The organism is Actinoallomurus sp. NPDC052274, assembly GCF_040679475.1.
Lineage (GTDB): Bacteria > Actinomycetota > Actinomycetes > Streptosporangiales > Streptosporangiaceae > Actinoallomurus > Actinoallomurus liliacearum.
Window position 1 is genome coordinate 155,879 of sequence record NZ_JBFAUT010000004.1, and the last position, 22,433, is coordinate 178,311.

Genomic DNA, 22,433 nt, shown 5'->3' on the forward strand with positions numbered 1-22,433 from the left:
CACCTTAGAACCTGAGGGCGGCATAACTGCCGAAATCGCAGCAAAGTGCGCGCCAGCGAGAGCGAGCCTTTGTGAGACGTGGATCACATCCTCGCGGTGTCACTTCGGGGCGGGGGTCCTTGTCCCATGGGCGTCACCGGCACGGAGCCCTGGCCCGGTGACCCGATCGTGGGGAGTGAAGAGATGAGAAGCGACCACCACGTCGTCGTACTCGGCGGCGGCTACACCGGCATGCTGGCCGCGATCCGCCTGGCCCACCGGACCCGGCGCACCGGCGTCCGGATCACGCTGGTCAACCCCTCGGCCCGGTTCACCGAGCGGCTGCGGATGCACCAGACCGCCGCCGGGCAGGAGCTGGCCGACCACCGGATCCCCGACCTGCTGGCCGGGACCGGGATCACGTTCGTGCAGGGTGGGGCGACCCGGATCGACCCCGACGACCGCACGGTGACGATCGACGGCGGGGCGGCGAGGCTGGAGTACGACACGCTCGTCTACGCCCTGGGCAGTGCGGCCGACACCGGCCGGGTCCCCGGCGCCGGCGACCACGCCTTCACCCTCGACGACCCGCGGACCGCCGCCCGCTTCGCCGCCCGGGTGCGAGAGGTCGCGGCGGCCGGCGGCACCGTCACGGTCTGCGGCGGCGGCCTGACGGGGGTGGAGGCGGCGGCCGAGCTCGCCGAAGCCCACCCCGGCCTGAACGTCACGCTGATCAGCCTGGACGAGCCCGGCGCGATGATGGGCGCCAAGGCGCGCGCCCACCTGCGTCGGGCGCTGGACCGCCTCGGCGTCACCATTCGGGTGGGCGCGCGGGTCGCCAAGGTGCTGCCCGAAGCGGTCGAACTCGAGGGTGGAGAGATGATCGCCTCGGACGCGTGCCTGTGGACGGCGGGCGTGACGGTGTCGCCGCTGGCCGCCGAGGCCGGGATCGCCGTGGACGAGGGCGGGTTGATCCTGGTGGACCCGACGTTGCGGTCGGTGTCCCACCCCGACATCCACGCCGTCGGTGACGCCGCCGCGATCCGCATGGCGTGGGGCCGGATCCACGGAACCTGCCAGAGCGGCCTGCCCACCGCCCAGTACACCGCCGACACCATCGCCCGCCTGCTGCGCGGCAGGCCGGTCAGGCCGTTCCGGTTCGGCTACTTCCACCAGCCGGTCAGCCTCGGCCGCCGGGACGCGGTCATCCAGTTCACCCGTGCCGACGACACCCCGCGCCGGGCCTACCTCAGGGGCCGCGCCGCCGTGCTGTACAAGGAGACCGTCAGTGGCAGCCCGGTGAAGGCGTACCGGCTCAGCAAGCGGGTGAACGTCACCGCCACCCTCTCCAAGGGCGGCCGCGCCACCCGTAGGCCCGCCGCCTGATGACGGGCCCTCCCCTCGGATCAGCGCATCGAGAGGATCACCTCATGACCGATCCGTACCTCGAACACCGGCGGCTGCTGTTCGCCACGGCCTACCAGATGCTGGGCAGCGTCGCCGAGGCCGAGGACGTCCTCCAGGACGCCTGGCTGACCTGGAACTCCGCCGACCGCGCCGCCATCCGCCACCCGAAGGCCTACCTGGTGCGGACGGTCACCAACCTGTCGTTGAACCGGCTCACCTCCAGCCGGGCGACCCGGGAGACGTACGTCGGCCCCTGGCTGCCCGAGCCGCTGCTCACCGCGCCCGACGCCGCCCAGGAGACCGAGTTGGCCGACACCGTCTCCACCGCGTTGCTGGTGGTGCTGGAGACCCTCAGCCCCGTCGAACGCGCGGTGTTCCTGCTCCACGAGGTCTTCGGGTACTCCCACGCCGAGATCGCCGACATCCTGGAGCGGCCGGAACCGACGGTCCGGCAGATCGCGCACCGCGCCCGCGAGCACATCCAGGCCCGCCGGCCGCGCTTCGACACCGACCCGGTCGAGCGTGAGGAGGTCACCGCGCGCTTCATCACGGCCTGCGCGGGCGGTGATCTGAACGCGGTCATGGAGGTGCTCGCGCCCGACGTGACCCTCTGGTCCGACGGCGGAGGCAAGGTCACCGCCGCCCGCCGCCCGCTGTACGGCCCCGACCACGTCGCCCGCTGGATGCTCGGCGTCCTGGCCAAACCCCAAACGGCCGGCGGCGTCCTGCGACCCGCCACCATCAACGGCGAACTGGGCGTGCTGTTCACCGTCCAGGGCCTCCCCGCCGGCGCCCTGACCTTCGACCTGGCCGACGGCCGCATCCAGAACCTGCGGATGCAGGTGAACCCCGACAAGCTCGGCGGCCTGGCGACCCGTCCCGGGCACTGACGCGGAGTACGGCCGGTGCGGCACCATGGGGCGGTGCGACGGGCGATGACGTACGTGGCCGCCTGGGGCGGCGCCACCTCGCTGGCGATGATGCTGGTCTGGTTCGGCGCGCGTCCGGTCCTGCACAATGCGGTGTTCGGTCCGCCGCCGGCCCGCTCCGTCGTCGACCACGTGCCCGCCTCGGCCGCCGCGCCGTCCTCCCCGTCCCCGCCGGGCCCGACCGTACGGGCGACGCCGAAGCGGACCGTACGGCAGGCGCCGGCGCGGCCGTCGAGCCCGCGGCCCACGCCGTCGCCCCACACGGACACCCGGAGTTACACGCTCGCCGGCGGGCAGGTCGTGCTGTCGATGACCGCGACCGCCGCCCGGCTGGTGTCGGCGACCCCGGCCGCGGGGCATGAGGTGCGAACGTGGCACGCGGCGGGCTGGCTACGGGTCGACTTCACGGAGGGCGACCACACCTCGTCGTTGTTCTGCACCTGGAACGGTCACGCGCCCGCCGTTCAGGTGCAGGATCAATAGCGGTCGCACCACTTGGACAATTTTTTGATACGCGTGAGTAACATCACTAGAATTTGATTCGGCCTTCTCCGGTAATCTCCTGCTTATGGACGTAAACGGAGTGGCCGCCGTCGTCACGGGCGGCGCGAGCGGACTGGGTGAGGCGACCGCGCGGGACCTTGCCGCGCACGGTGCCAAGGTGGTCGTGGCCGACCTCAACGAGGACAAGGGCAAGGCGATCGCCGACGAGATCGGCGGCGTCTTCGTCAAGGTCGACGTCTCCGACGAGGAGCAGGTGCAGGCCGCCGTCGACGCGGCCGTCGCCACCGGCGCGCCCCTGCGCGTCGTGGTGAACAGCGCCGGCATCGGGTGGGCGACGCGGACCGTGGGCCGCGACGGCTCGCCGCACGACCTCGCCTCGTACAAGAAGGTCATCGAGGTCAACCTGATCGGCACGTTCAACGGCCTGCGGCTCGGCGCGGCGGCGATCGCCAAGACCGACCCGGTCGACGAGTTCAACACGCGTGGCGTCGTGATCAACACGGCCTCGGTCGCGGCCCTCGAGGGGCAGACCGGCCAGATCGCCTACTCCTCCTCCAAGGGCGGCATCGTCGGCATGACCGTGCCCGCCGCCCGCGACCTGGCCGCCATCGGCGTCCGCGTCAACACGATCTGCCCCGGCATCATCGACACGCCGATCTACGGCCAGGGCGAGCAGGCCGAGGAGTTCAAGAAGAAGCTCGTCGCGCCGGTCGTCTTCCCCAAGCGCATGGGCCGGGCGTCGGAGTTCGCCCACCTCGTCCGTTCCCTGATCGAGAACGACTACGTCAACGCCGAAGTCATCCGTTTCGACGGCGGTATCCGCTTCCAGCCCAAGTGAGGTCCTGATGTCGGACGCGGTCCTGACCGAGGTGGACGGCGGCGTCGCCGTCATCACGATCAACCGGCCCGAGGCGAGGAACGCCGTCAACGGCGCCGTCGCCCAGGGCATCGCGAGCGCGATCGAGGAGTTCGACGCGCGCAAGGACGTCTCCGCCTATGTCCTCACCGGCGCCGGCGGCACCTTCTGCGCCGGCATGGACCTCAAGGGGTTCCTCACCGGTGACGACCCGAGCAAGGGCGGGCGCGGCTTCGGCGGCATCACCGAGCGGCCCCCGGCCAAGCCGATCATCGCCGCCATCGAGGGGTACGCCCTGGCGGGCGGCTTCGAGCTGGCGCTGTCCTGCGACATGATCGTCGCGTCTTCGGAGTCGAAGTTCGGGCTGCCGGAGGTCAAGCGCGGCCTGGTCGCCGGCGCGGGCGGCCTGCTGCGCCTGCCGCAGCGGATCCCGTACCACGCCGCACTGGAGATCGCGCTGACCGGCGACCACTATCCGGCCGCGCGGCTGGCCGAGCTCGGCCTGGTCAACCGGGTCACCGAGCCCGGAGAGGCCCTGCGGACCGCCAAGGAGCTGGCCGCCAAGGTCGCGGCGAACGCCCCGCTGGCGCTGGCCGCCACCAAGCGCGTCATCGTCGAGTCCCGTGACTGGCCGACCGATGAGCAGTTCGCCCGGCAGGGCGAGATCATCATGCCCGTCTTCGGGTCCAAGGACGCGATGGAGGGCGCGGCGGCCTTCGCCGAGAAGCGCACGCCCAACTGGTCCGGCGAGTGACCTTCGCGCCGGGGGCGGGTCTGGCCGGTCCCGCCCCCGGCCCGGTCAGGCGGTACGCGCCGTGACCCGCCGGGCCGACGCCCTGTCGAACCTGCGGCGGAGATCCCGCAGGTAGTAGTCGCGGGGCAACGTACGGACCGGCAGCGGCAGCCGGGGATAGACCAGCCGGGCGGCGGTGCGCCTCCTCAGCGACCGAGGGAGGTCCAGAAGCCGCAGCGGTGCTCGCGGGCCAGGTCGACCGGCCGGATGCCGCCGGAGCCGGGGGCCAGGGACAGCACCCGATCCGCGCCCGGGAGGGCGGGCGCCCAGGTCGGCGCGCCGCCGCCGTTCGGATCGCCGGTGCGGGCGAACCGCGTCCAGTACCCGATCATCCGGTCCGAGAGCCGGCGCTGGGCCGTGGACAGCGGCCCGCGGAACTCCGACTGGTCGAACAGGTACTGCAGTTCCGAGGCGTGGAACGCGCCCGTCGGGAAGGCCGGTACGGGAGCGTCACTGGCCCAGGGCGCGTTCTCGTCGGCGAACTCGTACGCATAGGTCGGGACCCGCCCGCTCAGCAGCCGGTCGGTACGGCCCGCCGGGCACGCCCAGGCGTAGTCGGTCCACACGGACGCCAGCGCCAGGCTCGCCGAGCCGTACCGCCCGACCGGATACTCCGCCAGGACCTTCGCCGCCTTGACGGGCCCGAAGAAGTCCTCGATCTCACTCCGGTAGTCGGCCTCGGTCGTCACGTGCCCGCTGAAGGTCTCGATCGCCGCGACGAACGTACGGTGCTCGTCGCGGGTCGTGCCCTGCATCACCGGGACGTGCGCGAACCGGCCCGTCGCGAGCGCGGTGGCGGGTGCGACCGGCAGCACCGTGCTCCCCGCGGCCGGGCCGAACCCCTGGCCGCCGTCCGAGGCGCTCAACAGAGTCGACACCGGGACGCGGCGCAGGCAGGCGGCGACGTCCGCGGCGTCGCCGCAGCCGGCCTTCGCCGCCAGCGACGTGCCCTGGCGCTCCCGCTCCGCGCGCGGCCGTACGACCCATTCGCCGTCGGAGTACGGCCACTCGTCGGTGACGGCGCACGGACCGCTCTGCACGATGGCGCGCCGGAACAGCCCGGCCGAGCCCGGTGCGGCGAGATGCGAGCAGGTGCTCACCCCTCCGGCCGACTCACCGAAGATCGTGACGTTGCCCGGGTCGCCGCCGAACGCCGTGGCGTTCCGCCGAACCCAGCGCAGCGCCGCCTGCTGATCCTCCAGGCCGAAGTCGCCCGACGTCGGCCGCCCGCCCCGGTCCAGCGAAGGATGCGCGAGGAAGCCGAAGACGCCCAGGCGGTAGTTGGGCGTCACCACGATCACGTCGCCCTGAGTCGCCAGCCGCCGGGCGTCGTACAGGTCCCCGGCCCCGGAGTAGAACCCGCCCCCGTGGATCCAGAACATCACCGGCAGCCGCCGCCCGGTGGCGTGCCGGGGCGTCGTGACGTTGAGGTACAGGCAGTCCTCGGCCTCACTCGGGGCGTCGCCGAGGAAGCCGGCCGTCTGCGCGCACGCGCTTCCCGGTCTGGTCGCGTCACGGGTCCGCGTCCAGGGAGAGACCGGCTGCGGCGAGGTCCAGCGCGCGGACCCCACCGGTGGCGCCGCGTACGGGATGCCCTCGAACGCGCGATGGTCGCCCGTCACGGTTCCGCGCACCGGCCCCTCCGCGGTCCGCACCACCGCGCCGTCCCCGCCCTCGGCGGCCGCGGCCGGGAGGGCCGCCACGGCGGCCCCGGCCAGCCCCACCGCGCTCGCGACGGCGACCCACCCTGCTCACGCGTGCTTCCGTCTCTCCGGCATCAACGCCACCTCCACCGCTCGGGATCGACGCCTTCGACTCTGCGGCGGCGCGCCCGCCGGGTCAGGAGGTCTGAGCCCCTTCGCGGGGTCGCCGAGACGGCACCGTCCCGGTGCACCTGGCACCACCCCCGTACGGCCGGGCCATAAATCAGGCGACATGGACCGCGCCTGCTGGGGATAATCGGCGTATGTCCGAACCCGTGCGTGTCTGCGGCTCGGTCGTCATCCCCGACGCCGAGCTGCGCTGGCGTTTCTCCCGCTCGTCGGGGCCGGGCGGGCAGCACGTCAACACCAGCGACACCGCCGCCGAGCTCTCCTTCGACCTCGCCCGGTCGGCGGCGCTCCCGCAGACGTACAAGGACCGGGCGCTGCAGCGCCTCGCCGGACGCCTCGTCGACGGGGTCATCACGATCCGCGCCGAGGAGTACCGGTCGCAACTGCGCAACCGGGAGGCAGCCAAAGCCCGGCTGGCCGCCCTGCTGGCGGAGGCCACCGCCCCGCCGCCGAAGCCGCGCCGCCCGACCAAGCCCAGCCGCCGCGTCCACGAACGCCGCCTGGAGAACAAGCGCCGTCGCGGCGACCTGAAGCGCGGCCGCTCCGGCCGCTTCGACGCCTGAGGTGACGTTCATCACCTCCTGACCTCGCCGGGACATCCTCAGCCGTCCTATGACGGACGCGGAGGCGCGTCCGCGCCCGGGGGCCCGGCAGGCGGCGCTGCCTGCGGATTAATTCGATTGCGAGTTTGTCGGTGGCACCCGGCATCATGGTCCGTCGACGGAAAAGCGCAGCTAACCGCCCACGTGGGCGTCTGACGATTGGAACACCCGAATGAGCACCGCGCCACCACCCGAGCTTGCGGACGATCCACCACAGACTTCCGCGCCACCGGCCGGGCTTGATCGGGGAGTGCTCGCGGTCGCCATGGTCGTCGTCCTCGGCGCGATCATGTCGATCCTGGACGTCACCGTCGTCAACGTCGCGATCAACCACCTGTCCAGCGCGTTCAACGCCCCGCTGTCCACCATCCAGTGGGTGGCCACCGGCTACACGCTCGCCCTGGCCACGGTCATCCCGGTCACCGGCTGGGCGTCGGCGCGGTTCGGCACCAAGCGGCTCTACATGATCTCCATCGCGCTCTTCGTGCTCGGATCGGCGCTGGCCGGCATGGCCTGGTCGGCCGAGTCGCTGATCGCCTTCCGCGTCCTGCAGGGCCTCGGCGGCGGCATGATCATGCCGGCCGGCATGACGATCCTGACCCAGAAGGCCGGGCCGTCGCGCGTCGGCCAGGTGATGAGCGTCGTCGGCATCCCGATGCTGCTCGGGCCGATCTGCGGACCGATCCTGGGCGGCTGGCTGGTCGACGACGTCTCCTGGCGCTGGATCTTCTTCATCAACCTGCCGATCGGTGTCGTCGCGCTGTTCCTCGCCGCCAGGATCCTCGAGCGCGACACCCCGCGCCCGGGAGAGCGGCTCGACCTCCTCGGTCTCGTGCTGCTGTCCCCCGGCCTGGCCTCGCTCATCTACGGTCTGGCCAAGGGCGCCCAGGACAGCGACTTCGGCAAGCCCGAGGTCCTCATCACCACCGTCGCCGGTGCCGTCCTCGTGGTGCTGTTCGCGATCCGCGCGCTGACCGCCCGCGTCCCGCTGATCGACCTGCGGCTGGTGAAGCGGCGCTCGGTCGCGGCGGCCGCGGGCACGATGGTCCTGTTCATGTGCGCGTTCATGGGGGCGATGCTCCTGCTGCCGCTCTACTACCAGGTGGTGCGGGGCGAGAGCGCCTTCTCCTCCGGTCTGCTGCTCGCCCCGCAGGGCATCGGCGCGATGGTCACGATGCCGATCGGCGGCAAGCTCACCGACCGGATCGGCCCCGGCCGCGTGGTCCTGATCGGCCTCCTGGTGGTCGTCGGCTCCGTGGCCGGCTTCACCGCGGTGCTGCAGGCCGACACCTCCTACTGGGCGCTCGGCGGCGTGCTGTTCGTGATGGGCCTGGGCATGGGCATGACGATGATGCCGACCATGGCGGCCGCCATCCAGACGCTCTCCCACGACGAGGTGCCCAAGGCGAGCACGATGCTGAACATCATTCAGCAGGTCTCCGCCTCCATCGGCACCGCGCTGATGTCCGTCCTGCTCGCCCACAACCTGACCGCCAAGCTCGGCGGCGGCGCGGGCGGCGGCGGGCTGTCCGCCGCCGCGAAGGTGCCGCCGCAGATCATGCAGAAGATCGTCGGCCCGATGGCCGACGCCTTCCAGAGCACCTACTGGTGGGCGGTGGGCCTGCTCGCGCTGGCCTTCATCCCCGCGCTGTTCCTGCCCCGTCGCAAGCCGACGGGTGACTCGTCGGACATGCCGATGCCGATGCACTGACCCGCACCGAGCACCACGCCGGCCCCGCGGCCTCCAGCTGCGGGGCCGGCGTGTTTCCGGCCACGACGGCCGGGAGGCCACGAGGCCCGCTGAGCTGGGGGATGCGGCGCGGAGTGATGCGCACGCCGCAGGGAGGAGGTATCCCGCGCCGCACGAGGCGACTGCGACGCGCGGCCCCCGGGGCCCTGACGGTCGCGTGAAAAAAGAACGCAGCCCTGACGGGCTGCGCTGTGGGCTGGATGCGCTGCGACCAGGTTGTACCGGCCACACCACACTGTTCAGCGACCGATGCGACCCGCGTCGTCACGCATGCGACGTACGCGGCGGGCGACCGCGAGTACCTCCTCGGCCGGCGCACCAATGAGGAGTCCCCTGGCGAAGAAGACCAGGCCGAGCGTGTCGACGGCTTCCTGCATCTGAGCCTTGGACGCCCCAAGGGCCAGCGTGACCTTGCCCGCGTAGTACTCCTTCGTCTCTTCCAGCGCGACAGTCCGTGTGTTGGCCATCTCGCCTACCTCGGCTTTCTCTTCGTTGTTCGGCGCTCGGTTCTTGCCAAAGCCGATAAGGACCTTCCTGAGCCCGGTGAGCCTTGCAACCGCGCGATCACCTTGTTCTGCGGTGTCCGTACGCCCGGTGGCGTAGGGGCAGTGCCTCCAGGGAGGGGACGACCCGTCAGGGCTGACACGGGAATCGTGTCGGCCATGACCGATGTGCCCGGCCCGCCTTCGTCGGCGTTCGCGTCGCGCAGGCCGCTGCGCCTGCGCCTCTCGCCGGCCGCCCGCAAGACGACGCTGATCGTGCACCTCATCGCGTCGATGGGGTGGCTGACGCTGATGGTCTGCGTGCTGGTCCTCGCGCTGGGCACGCCCTGGCGGCTGTTCCGGTATCACTGGGTGGCGGTGAAGTTCTGGCTGACCCTGGCCGCGACGGTGGCGTCCAACCTCGCCCTCACCGCCCGGCTGCACGACGCGGCGCACGCGGCGATCCGGCATCCCACGGGGGCGATCGAACGGATGGACCTGGGCTTCCTCCCGTACAACCTCGTGATCATCTCGTGCGTCGCGATCGCCCTCTACACGACCACCGTCGTGCTCTCCGTCGCCAAACCCTGGGGCCCTCGCGCGAAGTACCGCCGCGCCCGCTGAGATGCGTTGTGCCGAGGATTTCGGTGGTCAGGGCGACGGAGATCCGGGGCACAGAGTGGCTGCTTGTCCACAACCCGCACGACGGGCTTTCCGTTTCTCCGCCGGCGGGTCAGGCTGGTGGCGTGCTCGAAGAGGTGCTCGTCCGGCAGCATGGGGTGATCGCGCGGTGGCAGGCGCTCGCGTGCGGCCTGTCCGAGGCGGCGCTGCGCGCCCGTGTCGGGACTGGCCGGTGGCAGCGGATCTTCACGGGGGTGTACGCCGCGTTCAGCGGCCCGCTGTCCCGGGAGGCGGTGCTGTGGGCCGTCGTCCTGCGGGCGGGTCCCGGAGCGACTCTCAGCCACCGCACCGCGGCGGAGCTCGAGGGGCTGGTCGACGACGTTCGAGGTCCGATCCACGTGACGGTGGGTCGCGACCGCACCGTGGTGCCGGTCGAAGGCGTCCGGCTGCACTATTCCAGCCGGGTCGACGATGCCCGGCACCCCGCGCGGCTTCCGCCGCGCACCACGGTGGAGGAGACCGTCCTCGACTTGGCCGTTTCGGCGCCCGACCTCGATGAGGCGATGGCCTGGCTCGCGCGGGCGTGTCAGCGTCGCCGCACCACGCCGGAGCGGCTGCTGCGAGCCCTCAGAAAACGGAAGAGGGTGCGATGGCGGGCCGAGCTGACGGCGGCGCTGGCGGACGTCGACGAGGGCGCGACGACGCCGCTGGAGATCAGGTTCGTCCGTGACGTCGAGCGGGCCCACGGGTTGCCGCCGAGCGCCAGGCAGGTCCGGTCGCTGCGCGGTGGGCGCGTGACCTACGAGGACGTGCGCGCCGAGGCGTACGGCGTCGTCATCGAGCTGGACGGGCGGGCGGCGCACCCGTTCGCCGAGCGGCACCGCGACATGCGCCGCGACAACGCGGCCGTGCGAGCGGGGCGGGCGCCGCTGCGGTACGGCTGGGGCGACGTCACCGAGCGACCGTGCCTCGTCGCAGCGGAGATCGCCGACGTCTATCGAAGCCGAGGTTGGACGGGGACACCCCACCCCTGCGGAGCGGGATGCCTCCTCGCCGCCGCCGCGTGAGCATCACTCTGTGCCCCGGATCTCCGTCGTGTCGACGACCGAGATCCGGGGCGCGACTCCCGGCGATCCGTGCGCGACGCTCGCCGGCCCACAGCACCGCCTCCCGGGACAGCGGGCCGCTGAACGCGGCGTACACCCCCGTGAAGATCCGCTGCCACCGGCCAGTCCCGACACGGGCGCGCAGCGCCGCCTCGGACAGGCCGCACGCGAGCGCCTGCCACCGCGCGATCACCCCATGCTGCCGGACGAGCACCTCTTCGAGCACGCCACCAGCCTGACCCGCCGGCGGAGAAGCGGAAAGCCCGTCGTGCGGGTTGTGGACAAGCAGCCACTCTGTGCCCCGGATCTCCGTCGCCCTGACCACCGAAATCCTCGGCACAACGTATCTGCGCTTCGGCGAGGGTGGGGGGCTCGCTGACCCTGTTGGTCAGGGGAGGGGTTTGGTCAGGTGGACCAGGTCGACTCCCGGGCGGAGTGGCTCGCGGCGCTCCTCGATGTAGCCGAGGCGCTCGTACAGCCGGAGGTTGGCCGTGTTGAGGTGCCCGGTGAAGAGGGTCGCGCGCCGGGCTCCGGGGACGGCCGACTCCTCGATGGCCGCGAGCAGGGCGGTGCCGAGCCCCCGGCCCTGGAAGTCCGGTGCGACGGTCAGTCGGCCGATGTGCAGAAGGTCGCCCTCGACGCGGCCGCGTACGGCGCCGACGATCCGGTGGTCGTAGGTGACCTTGAAGGCGACGCCCCGGTCCAGCTCCGCGACGAGCTCGTCAAGGGTCTGGACCAGCGGCGGTAGCTCGGGGTCGCCGTAGATCCGCGCCTCGGTCGCGTACGCCGCGCGCTGCAGCGTCAGCAGTTCCCCGGCGTCCTCCGGTCCCGCGGGTTCGATCGGCGGGGCGTCCGTGGCTCGAACGCTCGCCAGTTCCAGGTCGATGAACGCGCTGATCATCGCCTGGTAGGTGCGTGCGACGACGTCGGGCGACGCGCCGAGTTCCATGGCGGTGGACCGGGCGCGCTGGACCACCCGGGCGACGCGTCGCGGGGCTCGCACCGCGTCGGCGTCGGTCTTCAGCCGGCCGGCCTGACGTACAAGGATCTCGCGTTCGGCCAGCAGCGCGACGATCCGGCGGTCGAGTCCGTCGATCTGGGCGCGGATCGCGACGAGTTCGTCGTTGGGCATGGGTCCGTCCTCTGGTCGGCTCCCGAGCGTCCGGCACCGGGGCGACCTCTGCCCAGACCCGCGCTCTGGAGCGGCGGTCTGGGGGAGCAGTGACGACAGGCCGCCTAAGGGCGGCGCCACCAAGGGGCGGTGAGGGTCGGCACGGGACGACTCTAACAGGAAACGATCTTCCCGAGAGGGGCGGAGCCGTCAGCTCCAGTCGGCGGCGCGGACGGCGCGGAGCGCGGCCTTGCGCGTGTCGCCCTGCAGCGTGTCGACGTACAGCCGGCCGCCCAGGTGGCCCGTCTCGTGCTGGAGGCAGCGGGCGAAGTAGCCGGTGCCCTCGACCTGCAGCGGCGCTCCCGTCATGTCGACGCCCTCGACGACGGCGTGGCCGTACCTCGGCGTCGGGAAGCGGAGGCCGGGCAGCGACAGGCAGCCCTCGTCGTCCGTCACGGTCTCGCCGTCGGCGGACACCAGCACCGGGTTGACGACGTGGCCGACGTGGTTGCGGCCCGCGTCGTCGTCGCAGTCGTAGACGAAGACCTGCAGGGAGACGCCGATCTGGTTGGCCGCGAGTCCGGCGCCGTCATTGGCGTACATCGACGCGAACATGTCGTCGATGAGTCGCCGCAGGTCGGCGTCGAAGGACCGCACCGGGTCGCACTCGGTGCGCAGAACGGGATCGCCCATGTAGCGGATCGGGCGTACGGTGCCCGCACCGCCGCGTCGTCGTCTCACAGACCAGGACTCTAGATGATCGGGCCGGTGACCGACCAACGGTCACCGGCCCGATCGTCACTCCGCGGGCTCGCCGCTCGCCGGGAACACCTGGACATTGCGCTCCTGGGGCTGCTGCACCGGCTGGGACTGAGGCTGAGGCGGCGCCGGAGGCTGGGCCGGCGCCGACGGCTGGTGGTGGCGTCCGCCCGGCGGTTGCGGCGGCTGCTGCGGCTGTGCCTGCTGCGGCTGCGGCGGCTGCTCGGGACGGGCCGCGGGCCGCTCCGCATCGTCTTGGGCGACGGCGCCCGCGACCATCTCCTCCAGTGGGCCGGCCTTCTCCTCCTGCTCCAGCAGCGTCACGAGCGTCTCGGTGATCTCGTTGAGCCGGCCGAGGGCCTTCGTGTGCTGCTTCGTGAGCTGAGCCAGGCGCGCGGAGGCCTCCTCGTTGATGACCGACGAACGGCGCTCGGCCGTGGTGAGCGTGCGCTCGGCCTCCGTCCGGGCCTCGGTGACCAACGTGTCCGCTTCGTTCTTGGCCGCGGTCGCGATCCGCTCGGCCTCCTGCTGGGCCGCCGACAGCATGTGGCCGGCGTTCTCCTGGGCCTGGGCGACCGCGCGCTCGGACTTGCCCTGGGCCTCGTCGATGATCTGCTTGGCCTCGTGCTCGGCGTCCTGCTGGATCTGGGCGACCCTGCGCTCGGCCTCGCTGAGCTTCGACTGGGCCTCTTCCTCGGCAAGGTTGATGATCTGACGAAGCCGCTCGCTGAGGTCGTCACCGGTCGGACGCCGGGCCTCACGGACCTCGGTCATCTCGCGGCGCGTGCGCTCGACCTCGTCGAGGGCCCGGGACAGGCGGGCCTCGAGCTCGCGGATCTGGTTGCGGGTACGGGCGATGTATTCGTCGACCTGACGGCGGTTGTAACCGCGCATGACGATCTCGAACGTCTCCTCGCGGAGGGGCTCCTCGCGGAAGAGGTTCGGCAGGATCTCGGCTTCGTTGCTCATAGCCCTTGGGGGTCGAAGGAACGTCTGTGACGACTCTCGATGGTTCCCCCCTTTTCACGCAAGGGGAATGCGGCTACTCGCAGGAATTCCTGGCCCGTCGGTGCGGCGACACGAGAGTCTTCCCAGGTTAAATATCGCAGATTGCAGTTTTTGGGAAATATGCCGCGCCGACCGGCCGGGGACGGCCCCGCCCCCGCTTCTAGACTTGACGACCGTGACTGACTTCTTCCACGGCACCCTCGGCGACCACCGACCCGACATCCATCCGGAGGCGTGGGTGGCCCCCGGAGCCGTCGTCGTCGGCCGTGTGCGGCTCGGCCGGGCGGCCAACGTCTGGTACGGCTCGGTGCTGCGCGGCGACGACGAGGAGATCATCGTCGGCGAGGAGTGCAACATCCAGGACCTGTCCTGCCTGCACGCGGACCCGGGCATGCCCGCGGTGCTGGAGGACCGGGTGAGCCTGGGGCACAAGGCCATGGTGCACGGCGCGTACGTCGAGACCGGCTCGCTGATCGGCATCGGCGCGATCGTGCTGAACGGCGCGCGGATCGGCGCCGGAACGCTCGTCGCGGCCGGTGCGCTCGTCGGCCCCGGGAAGAAGATCCCCTCCGGGGTGCTCGTCGCGGGCGTCCCGGGCAAGGTCGTCCGGGAGCTGAACGACGACGACCGGGCGGTGCTCGCCTACACACCCGAGACGTACGTGCGCAAGGCGGCCCTGCACCGCGAGGCCCGCTGGAGCTGACGCCCGAACCCCCGACCGCGGGCCGGGGCGGGTCGCGCGGGCCGGAGCCCCCCGTACGCCGGTGGTGTCCGGTCCGGCCCGCGCGATCAGCGGTGTCCAGGGGTCAGCGGCCGCGCTGCGGTCCGGTGGGCTTGGTCGGCGCCGAGTCGGTCCAGCCCTGCGTGACCACCGTCGTGGAGCTCGACACCGAACCGGGCGCCAGGCCCGCCGTGGCCTCGCCCGGCGTGACGACCACGATCTCCTCGCCCAGCGCCCGTCCGGCGGCGGTGTCGATGATGAGGCGGTGCTGGATGGTGCCGCCGAGCTTCGTCCGTTCGGTGATGGCGATCGCCGTGCCCGGCCGGCCCTGGGCGTCCTTGACCCGGCCGACCGCCGTGACCGTCCGCAGGTCCGCGAGCATCCGGAACGCCGCGCCTCGGACCTTCGGGGTCACCGGCATGTCCGTGATCAAACCCTGGGTGACGGTGTACAGCCACAGGTCCGAGGACATCGGCCGGCTCGACGACTCGGTGTCGTGCCCCTGGTACCAGCGCTTCAGGGTGGCCTTCAGCCGCTGCGGGTCGGCGGGCAGCGCGCGGAGGTCCTTCATGGTGACGTTGCGGCCGAGCCAGAAGACCTTGTCGCCGTCGACGAGCGGGGCGCGGTCGACACTCGCCTTGCCCGGCTGCGTGGAGAGGGTCATCGGCGCGAGACGCTTGTCCGGCACCGCCACCTTGAACGTGCCGGGAGAGCCCGCGCGCTGCCAGGCCGCCGTGTCGGCGGCGCTCGCCGGCCGGGCGCCGAGCGAGCGGTCACTCGCCCACTGCGGCCGCCCCGGCCGGCTCGGCGTCCACTGCTCGTGCTGCCCCTGCTCGACGACGGTGTAGCCGCCGCCGACCACCCGGTAGGTGTTCCGGTCCACGATCGTGGTGTGCCAGTACGCGCCGACGCCGTCCGCCTGCCCGTCCGCCTCGGTCGCGGCGGCCAGCAGGATCGAACGCGCGCTCAGCGTCGTCGTGGGCGTACCGCCCCGCGGGCCCGCCGGCCGGTCGCCGGCCGTACCGCCCGTGCCGGTCGCGGCGATCGCGACCGCCGTCGCGGCGGTGAGGCCGAGGCCGCCCGTCATCCACAGGGTCCGGCGGGCGGGCATCGTACGGCGTCGGCCGCCCATCGCCGTACGGAGCCGGTCGCGTCCCTGCGCGACGGCCACGTGGTCGGGCGCCGGCTTGTCCAGCATCGTGCGGACCATGCGCAGCTCATCCATTGCCGTCGATCTCCTTCTCGAGTGCGGTGCGAAGCTTCTTCCGGGCCCGGTTGAGACGCGAGCCGACGGTGCCGTACGGGATGCGCAGGGCCTGGGCGACCTCCTCATGGCTGAAGTCGGCCAGCGCCACGAGCAGCAGGACGTCCCGCTCCTTGCGGGTCAGCGCGGCGAGCGCCCGGGCCAGTTGCGGCTGCAGACCGGCCGCGGCGACCGCCGTGACGACCTCGTTCTCGTGGCCGTGGTCGTCGGGGGCCGTCCGGGCGCGGGCGAGGGTGTCGTAGTGCCGCGCCTCGACGCGCCGATGCTGGGCGACGAGCTTGGTGGCGATGCCGAACAGCCACGGCCGGAGCGCCCCGCGCGCGGGGTCGAACCGCTCCCGCTTGCGGAACGCCACGAGGAACGTCTCGGCCGCGATGTCGTCGGCCACCTGGGTGTCGAGCCGTCCCGCGACGTACCGGTGGACGTCACCGAAGTACCGGTCGTACACGGCGGTGAATTCGTCCGGGTCGCGGCGGTACTCCCGGACGAGGTCGGCGTCGCTCATCCTCCCGGCCGTCCGCGTGTCGGCCAGGCCGGTCACGTCTTGATCTCCGTCATGGGCGCCTCCCGGGCGAGGTGGTCAGCGAACACCTGTACTCCGCGCCTTCGTCCGATCGCTTTCGCTCCCGATCCGCGATTTTCCGGTCCGGGGGCTTCGCCGAGGCCGACACGTATGGGCGATCGGGTGGTTCTGCTCCGTGATCGCGGCGACCCGACGGTCTTGGGGTGGCGTTTACCATTGCATGGTGGTCTGGGGGCAGGCGTACGGCGAGGTGCCTTCGGCCGCCGCCCAGGATCCGTTCGCGGTGGTCGAACGTGACACGCGTGCCATGGTCACGGCCGGCTGGTGGCCCACGACGCCGCCCCTCCAGCGGCAGAACCTCGTCGCCGGCCGGATGCTCGTCCTGCCCGACGGCACGTGGTGGCTGTTCGGCGCCTGGGCCCGCTGGTACCGCTGGCTACCGGCCGACGGCCAGTGGCATCTCTGCCCACCGCCCCGGCTGCCGATGACGCGGACGTCGGCGCGGCCCCTCGGCCAGGGCATGCCGGTGCCGCGCATCCCTCCCCACCTGGTGCCCTCCGGCCCCGACTTCACCGTCGAACCGCCGCAGTCGCTGCCCTTCGTGGACGTCGACATCCGGCCCGAGGTGACGGCCCGCGTACGCGCCACGGTCGAGTCGGCGGCGGCCCTCCCCGCGCAGGACTACCCGCACTGGTGGAACACCTTCAGCCCGTCCACGCCGAGCACGGTGGCCGTCGGCTGGGGCGTGACGCTGTGGTCCGCCGCGGTCCCGGTGTTCTACTCCGGGCTCGACGCCCAACTGCTCGGCCTGTGGTCGCCGTACCGCGCCCGCCCCCTGCCGCAGGCCGACGGCCCACGCTGGCTCACCCCGCCGCCGCTGGAGACGCTGGTCGGCCTGTACGCCGAGCGGCTGCGCGCCCACCGGGTCGACGCGGCCGTCGTCATCCTGCGGACGATGTGGGCGATGGCCAGCGCCCTCCGCGAGGACACGCGCTTCCGGGCCCGCGCGGACGCCCTCCTCGCGATCCTCGGTGCCACTCTGCACAATCCCACCGTCGACTACGCCGCCCTCCCGTACGGCGACCAGGCGATCGTTCAGCAGTGGCTCACCCGATGCCCGCCCGCCCTGGCGCCGGCGCTGCGCGTCGAGGCGTCGGCGGGCGAGCACTTCCGCAACGCGTTCTACGACCTGGCCGTCTGCCTCGCCTCGATCGCCGGTGACCCGGCCGAACAGGGGTACGTCGAGCCCCGCCTCATCGCGGCGGCACTGCTGGCCGCCGACCTGGCGGTCGTCCGGCGCGACGTCGTCGAGCAGGTGATCGGCTGGCTCGATCCAGAGACCCGGCGCGCGACCCAGGCGATCCTCGCGGGCACCGACCACCCGCTGCGGCGCTTCTGGCCGCAGGACGGCCGGCTGCCGCCTCTCCTCCGGCGGCGCGTCGAGGGCCTCCGGCCGGCGGCGCGCGGCGCGCTCCTCGCCACGGTGTACGCCGCGGACCTCGCCTGGTGCCGGCTGGGCGGCGGCATCCCGGCCCGCCCGCGCGGCTTCCCCGTGCCGGTCGCCGTTCTGGCCGAGATCCTCGGCGCCGACCGCGCCGCGTCGGCGGCACCCGCCGACCCGGTGACACCGACCCCCGGCATCGCCCCGCAGGCCCGCCAGTACCCCGCCGCCCCGGCCCATGAGGCGCCGTCGGCCGTACCGCCGGTCGCGCATCAGCCGCCCACCGGTCCGCCCGGTCAGGCCCCCGCATGGGCGGCGCCCCCGGCCCCGACCCGAAGCACGCCGGACGCCGACCCGGCAGGGGCTGCGGCGGCGGGGACCGGCCCTGCGCAGCCTGCTCGTGCCGCGGCGCCGCCTGTGGGCGGGACGATGATGGATGCCGGCCCTCCGCCAGGAGTGGGGGCCACGGCGGTGGCCGCGGGCTCTCCGCCAGGGGGCGGAGCTGCGGCGGCGGCTGCGGGCTCCGCCGGGGAGAGCACGACAGGCGACTCGGCACCTACCCCCGCTGGATCCGCCGAAGAGACGGAGGACGGCGGCTCGGCGCATGCTTCCGTCGGCTCCGCCGGGGAGAAGGCGGATGCCGGTCCGGCGCAGGTTCCTGTCGGCTCCGCCGAGGCGGAGACGGATGGCGGTCCGGCCGGTGTTCCCGACGGATCCGCCGGTGAAGAGGCCGACGGCGACCCGGCGCTCGCTCTTACCGAATCCGCCCAGGAGAGGGAGGACGCCGGTCCGGCGCAGGTTCCCGCTGGGTCCGCTGAGGAGAAGGTGGACGGCGGTTCGGCCGATGTCCCTGGCGGATCCGCCGGGGAGAAGGCGGGCGGCGATCCGGCGCGGGGCGACCTTTTCGCGACGCGGATCGAGGACGACGTACCGGACGCCCTCCCGGGTGTCTCGCCGGACGTGGCGTCCGGTACGGCTTCGCCCGTCCCGGTGCCGCCTCCGACGGGGCTCTGGCGGTCATCCGGTGAGTCGGGGCCCGTGCCCGCGTGGGGAGAGGGTCCCCACGCGGACGAGGCCACGATGCTGGACCCGCCGCTGCAGCCGGCCGCGTCGGTCGACGCCACGTACGTCGACCCGCTGGTGGACGGCACCCGGGCGGATGGCTGGAGGCCGGTCGCCGGCACGCCGCCGCTGCCGTCCGCCCCGCCTTCGCCGGCCGGGCCTGCCGTGCCTCCCGCGCCCGTACTCCCACCGGGCATGCCCGGACCTCTCGCGTCACCGGCTCCAGGCGGCACCTCGCGACCGGCCGACGCGTCGTCGCCCGCCGGCGCCCCGCGACCGGCTGATGCCCCGTGGCCGGGCGGCGTGCCCCGACCGGGAGATGCGCCGTCGCCGGGTGGTGTCCCGCGACCGGGTGGCGCGCCGGGGGATCGGCCGCGGCAAGGGGATCCGAGGCCGGGTCACGGGCCCCGGCCGGGGGCGCCGCCGGTGCCGGGGTCTGGGGCGTGGGCCGGTGGGGCCGCGCCCGGACCGCCGGGTACCCGTGTCTTCGGTGAGGGGGCGGGCGCGGCGGAGCGGCCGGGCACGCGGATCATGTCGCAGACGATGGTGGGCGACCTCCTGGGCGCGCCCGTGCCGGGCCGCCCGGTCGGCGAGATCGAGCCGCCGCCCGCCGGGGCCGTCCTGCCGGAGGTGACCGAGCGGTTCGGGATCCGGTTCGTCTCCGGTGCCGACGATCTGGCCGGGCTCCTCGACGATGTGCACCGCCGGGTGTCCTCCGGAGAGGAGACGGCGCCCGCCCTGCTCGTCGTCGGCGCTCCGCACAGCGGGCAGCGCAGGTTCGCCCGCCTCCTCGCCCGTACGCTCGCCGACGCGGGCCGGGGCGACGGCTCCGTCCGTACGGTCGACGGCACCGAGCTCGGTGACTCGGCCGGGGTTCTCGGCGCGGCCTTGAGCGGCGGCGTGCCGCTGCTGCTGGAGTGGATCGACGCGGCCCTGCGGCGGGCGTCCGACCCGGCGGCGGTCGCCGCGGCCGTCGTCCGTTCCCGGGAGGGCGCGGCCGCGCTGATCGCGACCTGCGAGCCGAACGCGTACGACCGGCTGAGGATCGACTTCCCGCAACTCGCGGGGGTGTTCCGGGTGTTCCGGCTGCCGGACCTGGCCGACGTGGAGACCCGGTTGGCGCTCGTCCACGTGCTGGCGGACGAGCGCCGCGTGACGGTGAACGCGCCCGCCCTGCACACCGTCAAGGCCGACCTGCCGAGGTTGACCGGGTACGGCGACCTGGTGAACGCGCGTCTCGTCGAGGCGTACCTCGACCGTGCGGTCGCACGGCACACCGACCGGTTCGGGGCGCCCCGCGATCGCCTGGTCCTCACACCGGAGGACTTCGGCGGCGTGGCCGAGGAGATCGAACCGGCCCTGCGGGCCCCAGGAGACGTCGACGGCTTCCTGCGCACGCTCGATGAGATGATCGGCCTGGACGAGGTGAAGCAGACCGTCGGCGGCCTGGTCGCCGAGGCACGACGCGCCGCCGAGCGCGGGGCGCGAGGGCTGCCGTCCGGCCGTCATCTGATCTTCCTGGGCCGTCCGGGCACCGGGAAGCGGACGGTCGCCGGGCTGGTCGGCGGCGCGTACGCCGCGCTGGGTCTCCTCGGCTCGGGTCAGGTGGTGGTCTGCGACGCGCGCGACCTCGCCGGCGCCGACGCGGCGGCCACGGTCGCGGCGCAGGTGGACCGGGCGATCGGGGGCGTGCTGCTGATCGAGGACGCCTCTCTGCTCGACCGGATGCCCGGAGCGGTCGCGGCGCTGCTCCGGCAGATGGCCGACCGCCGCGACCGGTTCCTGGTCGTCTGCTGCAGCGAACCGGACGAGATGGACGGCTTCCTGCTCGCGAATCCGGGGTTCCGCGCGGAGTTCGGGGCGATCGTGGAGTTCGGGGAGCCGACCGACCGTCAGCTCGTGCAGTTGTTCTCCCGGTTCGCCGAGCGCGAGCTCTACCTGCTGGACGAGGAGCTGCGCGTCGAACTGCTGGGGCGGTTCGGCGAGATGCGCGGTTCGCGGCGGTTCGCGTTTGCCGAGACGGTGCGCCGGCTGTTCGACGCGATCGTCGCGCGCCAGGCGGCGCGACTCGCGGGGGCGCGGGTCGACGCGGCGACGGTGGCCCGCCTTACCGTGCGTGACCTGCCCGATTCGCAGGCGGAGCGGCTGCTGCGGAGCCTCCACGAGGACCGTACTCGGCGGTAGTCCTGGGTGGTCCCGGACCCACCTCGGCGGGTGGCCGCCGAATGGCCCTCTTGGGTCATGTCCGTCGACGGGTCGGACGCGTAGCCTTTTCCACAGGTGTGGGGACGAACGGAGGTGGACGCGGTGCGCCAGTCGAACCTCGATATGCGCGTCCACGACCGGGTCGCGTTGGATGAGATCGAGCTGTACTCCGAGATGCTCAGCGCCGTCGCGACGGCGGATCGGCCGTTGACGACCGATGAGATCGACTTGGTGCTCGGGATCGGCCACGCGCCACGGTCGTAACGACGTGGGGTCGGCGCACGCGGGGATGCGCCGACCGGTTTCCCTCCCGATCGGCTTCTCCGCTCACCGGCTCACCCGCCGGTGACGGTCACGATTTGACGAGGCGGGCGATGGCCGCCGAGGCCTCTTTGACCTTCTCCTCGGCCGCCGGGCCGCCTTCGCTCACGGCCTCGGCGACGCAGTGGCCGAGGTGATCCTCCAGCAGCCCGAGCGCGACGGACTGCAGGGCGCGGGTCACCGCCGACACCTGGGTGAGAACGTCGATGCAGTACTCATCCTCGGCTACCATCCGCTGCAGACCCCGTACCTGGCCCTCGATGCGGCGCAACCGGACGAGGTAGGCGTCTTTGTCCTTCGCGTACCCGTGCATACCGGCCAGTCTATACCCCCTGGGGGTAGAGACCCAAGTGATCGTTTGAGGCGTACGCCCCGGGGCAGGGGACGGAACGACCCCGAGACCCGAGGCGGGTCGCCGTGACCGACCCGACACGCGAGGAGGGGTGCGGTGAAGTAACAGGGGGGCGAAGGTTCGCTTTCCCCCTGGTAAGCCGTACCATCCTCTGCGGACTGTTCCCGCACTTCAGGAGAAGGACGTGCGATTCCGACTCACCCCGCGTGAGGACAGCTACTACGACATGTTCGCGGATTCCGCGAACAACTTGGTGACTGGTGCCAGGCTGCTCGTGGAGCTGATAGGCGACGGGGCCGACCGTGAGGGGATCGCGGAGAAGATGCGCGCCTGCGAACACGCGGGCGACGAGTTCACTCACGCGATCATGCGTAGGCTCAACGAGAGCTTCATCACGCCCTTCGACCGGGAGGACATCTACCGCCTCGCGTCGACTCTCGACGACGTCATGGACTTCATGGAGGCGGCGGCCGACCTCGTGCTGCTCTACAAGATCGAGGAGCTGCCCCGGGACGTCGTCGCCCAGGTCGAGGTGCTGGAGCGGGCGGCCGAGCTGACCGCGGAGGCGATGCCGCGCCTGCGCGGGCTGCGTGATCTCAGCGAGTACTGGATCGAGATCAACCGGCTCGAGAACCAGGGCGACCAGACCTACCGGCGGCTGCTGGCCGAGTTGTTCAGCGGCGAGTACGACGCGCTCACCGTCCTGAAGGTCAAGGAGGTCGTCGACCAGCTCGAGGCCGCCGCGGACGCGTTCGAGCACGTCGCCAACATCGTCGAGACGATCGCGGTCAAGGAATCGTGATCT

The 22,433-nt window shown here is 72.6% G+C and carries 21 protein-coding genes; 13 read left to right on the forward strand and 8 right to left on the reverse strand.

Features of this window, described 5'->3' with window-relative positions; translation table 11 throughout:
• Positions 1-183: 183 nt before the first annotated feature.
• The 5 genes from AB0K82_RS05405 to AB0K82_RS05425 all read left to right on the forward strand — a co-directional run bounded on the left by AB0K82_RS05405 (position 184) and on the right by AB0K82_RS05425 (position 4,429).
• Entirely contained in the window at positions 184-1,365 is a 1,182-nt protein-coding gene (locus AB0K82_RS05405) for an FAD-dependent oxidoreductase (protein WP_364393021.1), read from the forward strand.
• A gap of 44 nt (positions 1,366-1,409) precedes the next feature.
• Positions 1,410-2,276 carry an RNA polymerase sigma-70 factor gene (locus tag AB0K82_RS05410; RefSeq protein ID WP_364393022.1) on the forward strand — a complete coding sequence of 289 codons (867 nt, stop codon included), beginning with the start codon at positions 1,410-1,412 and terminating at the stop codon, positions 2,274-2,276.
• A 33-nt stretch (positions 2,277-2,309) separates the two neighbouring features.
• A complete protein-coding gene (locus AB0K82_RS05415) occupies positions 2,310-2,798 on the forward strand; it encodes a hypothetical protein (protein ID WP_364393024.1) in 489 nt (162 codons plus the stop codon).
• An 85-nt stretch (positions 2,799-2,883) separates the two neighbouring features.
• Entirely contained in the window at positions 2,884-3,657 is a 774-nt protein-coding gene (locus AB0K82_RS05420) for an SDR family NAD(P)-dependent oxidoreductase (protein WP_364393026.1), read from the forward strand.
• A 7-nt stretch (positions 3,658-3,664) separates the two neighbouring features.
• A complete protein-coding gene (locus AB0K82_RS05425; protein WP_364393029.1) occupies positions 3,665-4,429 on the forward strand; it encodes a crotonase/enoyl-CoA hydratase family protein in 765 nt (254 codons plus the stop codon).
• A gap of 185 nt (positions 4,430-4,614) precedes the next feature.
• Here AB0K82_RS05425 and AB0K82_RS05430 read toward each other — a convergent pair whose 3' ends face one another.
• A complete protein-coding gene (locus AB0K82_RS05430; protein ID WP_364393031.1) occupies positions 4,615-6,171 on the reverse strand; it encodes a carboxylesterase/lipase family protein in 1,557 nt (518 codons plus the stop codon).
• A gap of 263 nt (positions 6,172-6,434) precedes the next feature.
• Here AB0K82_RS05430 and arfB point away from each other — a divergent pair, with 263 nt between their 5' ends.
• Entirely contained in the window at positions 6,435-6,863 is a 429-nt protein-coding gene (arfB, locus tag AB0K82_RS05435) for an alternative ribosome rescue aminoacyl-tRNA hydrolase ArfB (protein WP_364393034.1), read from the forward strand.
• A gap of 211 nt (positions 6,864-7,074) precedes the next feature.
• Positions 7,075-8,613: a DHA2 family efflux MFS transporter permease subunit gene (locus tag AB0K82_RS05440; protein ID WP_364393037.1), complete on the forward strand. Its 1,539-nt coding sequence runs from the start codon at positions 7,075-7,077 to the stop codon at positions 8,611-8,613.
• 278 nt (positions 8,614-8,891) lie between these two features.
• On the opposite strand, the gene AB0K82_RS05445 is transcribed toward AB0K82_RS05440, so the two are convergent.
• The gene (locus AB0K82_RS05445) at positions 8,892-9,119 is read right to left on the reverse strand and encodes a hypothetical protein (protein ID WP_364393040.1); all 228 of its coding nucleotides are present in this window, start codon (positions 9,117-9,119) and stop codon (positions 8,892-8,894) included.
• A gap of 195 nt (positions 9,120-9,314) precedes the next feature.
• Between AB0K82_RS05445 and AB0K82_RS05450 the strand changes: the two genes are divergently transcribed.
• Together AB0K82_RS05450 and AB0K82_RS05455 are read left to right on the forward strand one after the other, a co-directional pair.
• On the forward strand, positions 9,315-9,758 hold the full coding sequence (locus AB0K82_RS05450) for a hypothetical protein (RefSeq protein ID WP_364393042.1): 444 nt from the start codon (positions 9,315-9,317) through the stop codon (positions 9,756-9,758).
• A gap of 122 nt (positions 9,759-9,880) precedes the next feature.
• On the forward strand, positions 9,881-10,822 hold the full coding sequence (locus AB0K82_RS05455; RefSeq protein ID WP_364393044.1) for a type IV toxin-antitoxin system AbiEi family antitoxin domain-containing protein: 942 nt from the start codon (positions 9,881-9,883) through the stop codon (positions 10,820-10,822).
• Positions 10,823-11,249: 427 nt separating this feature from the next.
• On the opposite strand, the gene AB0K82_RS05460 is transcribed toward AB0K82_RS05455, so the two are convergent.
• From AB0K82_RS05460 to AB0K82_RS05470, 3 genes are all read right to left on the reverse strand, one after another.
• Positions 11,250-11,993, reverse strand: coding sequence for a GNAT family N-acetyltransferase (locus AB0K82_RS05460; protein ID WP_364393047.1), 744 nt, complete (start codon positions 11,991-11,993; stop codon positions 11,250-11,252).
• 189 nt (positions 11,994-12,182) lie between these two features.
• Positions 12,183-12,713, reverse strand: coding sequence for a peptide deformylase (def, locus tag AB0K82_RS05465; RefSeq protein ID WP_364393050.1), 531 nt, complete (start codon positions 12,711-12,713; stop codon positions 12,183-12,185).
• A 57-nt stretch (positions 12,714-12,770) separates the two neighbouring features.
• The gene (locus AB0K82_RS05470; RefSeq protein WP_364393052.1) at positions 12,771-13,700 is read right to left on the reverse strand and encodes a DivIVA domain-containing protein; all 930 of its coding nucleotides are present in this window, start codon (positions 13,698-13,700) and stop codon (positions 12,771-12,773) included.
• Positions 13,701-13,914: 214 nt separating this feature from the next.
• Between AB0K82_RS05470 and AB0K82_RS05475 the strand changes: the two genes are divergently transcribed.
• Positions 13,915-14,442, forward strand: a complete 528-nt coding sequence (locus AB0K82_RS05475; RefSeq protein ID WP_345355747.1) for a gamma carbonic anhydrase family protein — start codon at positions 13,915-13,917, stop codon at positions 14,440-14,442.
• Positions 14,443-14,545: 103 nt separating this feature from the next.
• Here the strand turns inward: AB0K82_RS05475 and AB0K82_RS05480 are convergent, their stop codons facing one another.
• Both AB0K82_RS05480 and AB0K82_RS05485 read right to left on the reverse strand, forming a co-directional pair.
• Complete coding sequence (locus AB0K82_RS05480; RefSeq protein WP_364393055.1) at positions 14,546-15,685, reverse strand: CU044_5270 family protein; 1,140 nt, start codon at positions 15,683-15,685, stop codon at positions 14,546-14,548.
• Entirely contained in the window at positions 15,678-16,265 is a 588-nt protein-coding gene (locus tag AB0K82_RS05485; RefSeq protein ID WP_364393058.1) for an RNA polymerase sigma factor, read from the reverse strand. The genes AB0K82_RS05480 and AB0K82_RS05485 overlap by 8 nt, the downstream gene beginning before the upstream one ends.
• 205 nt (positions 16,266-16,470) lie before the next feature.
• Between AB0K82_RS05485 and AB0K82_RS05490 the strand changes: the two genes are divergently transcribed.
• Together AB0K82_RS05490 and AB0K82_RS05495 are read left to right on the forward strand one after the other, a co-directional pair.
• Positions 16,471-20,934, forward strand: a complete 4,464-nt coding sequence (locus AB0K82_RS05490) for a hypothetical protein (protein WP_364393060.1) — start codon at positions 16,471-16,473, stop codon at positions 20,932-20,934.
• A 96-nt stretch (positions 20,935-21,030) separates the two neighbouring features.
• On the forward strand, positions 21,031-21,219 hold the full coding sequence (locus AB0K82_RS05495; protein WP_364393062.1) for a hypothetical protein: 189 nt from the start codon (positions 21,031-21,033) through the stop codon (positions 21,217-21,219).
• An 88-nt stretch (positions 21,220-21,307) separates the two neighbouring features.
• On the opposite strand, the gene AB0K82_RS05500 is transcribed toward AB0K82_RS05495, so the two are convergent.
• A complete protein-coding gene (locus tag AB0K82_RS05500) occupies positions 21,308-21,589 on the reverse strand; it encodes a metal-sensitive transcriptional regulator (protein WP_364393065.1) in 282 nt (93 codons plus the stop codon).
• A gap of 223 nt (positions 21,590-21,812) precedes the next feature.
• Here AB0K82_RS05500 and AB0K82_RS05505 point away from each other — a divergent pair, with 223 nt between their 5' ends.
• Entirely contained in the window at positions 21,813-22,430 is a 618-nt protein-coding gene (locus tag AB0K82_RS05505) for a DUF47 family protein (protein ID WP_364393067.1), read from the forward strand.
• The last annotated feature ends 3 nt before the right edge of the window (positions 22,431-22,433 follow it).

Excerpts from the sequence above, each read along its gene's own strand:
- AB0K82_RS05440 (WP_364393037.1), top strand. The coding sequence starts at position 7,075 with ATGAGCACCGCGCCACCACCCGAGCTTGCGGACGATCCACCACAGACT.
- AB0K82_RS05500 (WP_364393065.1), bottom strand. The coding sequence starts at position 21,589 with ATGCACGGGTACGCGAAGGACAAAGACGCCTACCTCGTCCGGTTGCGC.
- AB0K82_RS05480 (WP_364393055.1), bottom strand. The coding sequence starts at position 15,685 with ATGGATGAGCTGCGCATGGTCCGCACGATGCTGGACAAGCCGGCGCCC.
- AB0K82_RS05470 (WP_364393052.1), bottom strand. The coding sequence starts at position 13,700 with ATGAGCAACGAAGCCGAGATCCTGCCGAACCTCTTCCGCGAGGAGCCC.
- AB0K82_RS05445 (WP_364393040.1), bottom strand. The coding sequence starts at position 9,119 with ATGGCCAACACACGGACTGTCGCGCTGGAAGAGACGAAGGAGTACTAC.
- AB0K82_RS05450 (WP_364393042.1), top strand. The coding sequence starts at position 9,315 with ATGACCGATGTGCCCGGCCCGCCTTCGTCGGCGTTCGCGTCGCGCAGG.
- AB0K82_RS05460 (WP_364393047.1), bottom strand. The coding sequence starts at position 11,993 with ATGCCCAACGACGAACTCGTCGCGATCCGCGCCCAGATCGACGGACTC.
- AB0K82_RS05410 (WP_364393022.1), top strand. The coding sequence starts at position 1,410 with ATGACCGATCCGTACCTCGAACACCGGCGGCTGCTGTTCGCCACGGCC.
- AB0K82_RS05425 (WP_364393029.1), top strand. The coding sequence starts at position 3,665 with ATGTCGGACGCGGTCCTGACCGAGGTGGACGGCGGCGTCGCCGTCATC.
- AB0K82_RS05405 (WP_364393021.1), top strand. The coding sequence starts at position 184 with ATGAGAAGCGACCACCACGTCGTCGTACTCGGCGGCGGCTACACCGGC.
- AB0K82_RS05420 (WP_364393026.1), top strand. The coding sequence starts at position 2,884 with ATGGACGTAAACGGAGTGGCCGCCGTCGTCACGGGCGGCGCGAGCGGA.
- arfB (WP_364393034.1), top strand. The coding sequence starts at position 6,435 with ATGTCCGAACCCGTGCGTGTCTGCGGCTCGGTCGTCATCCCCGACGCC.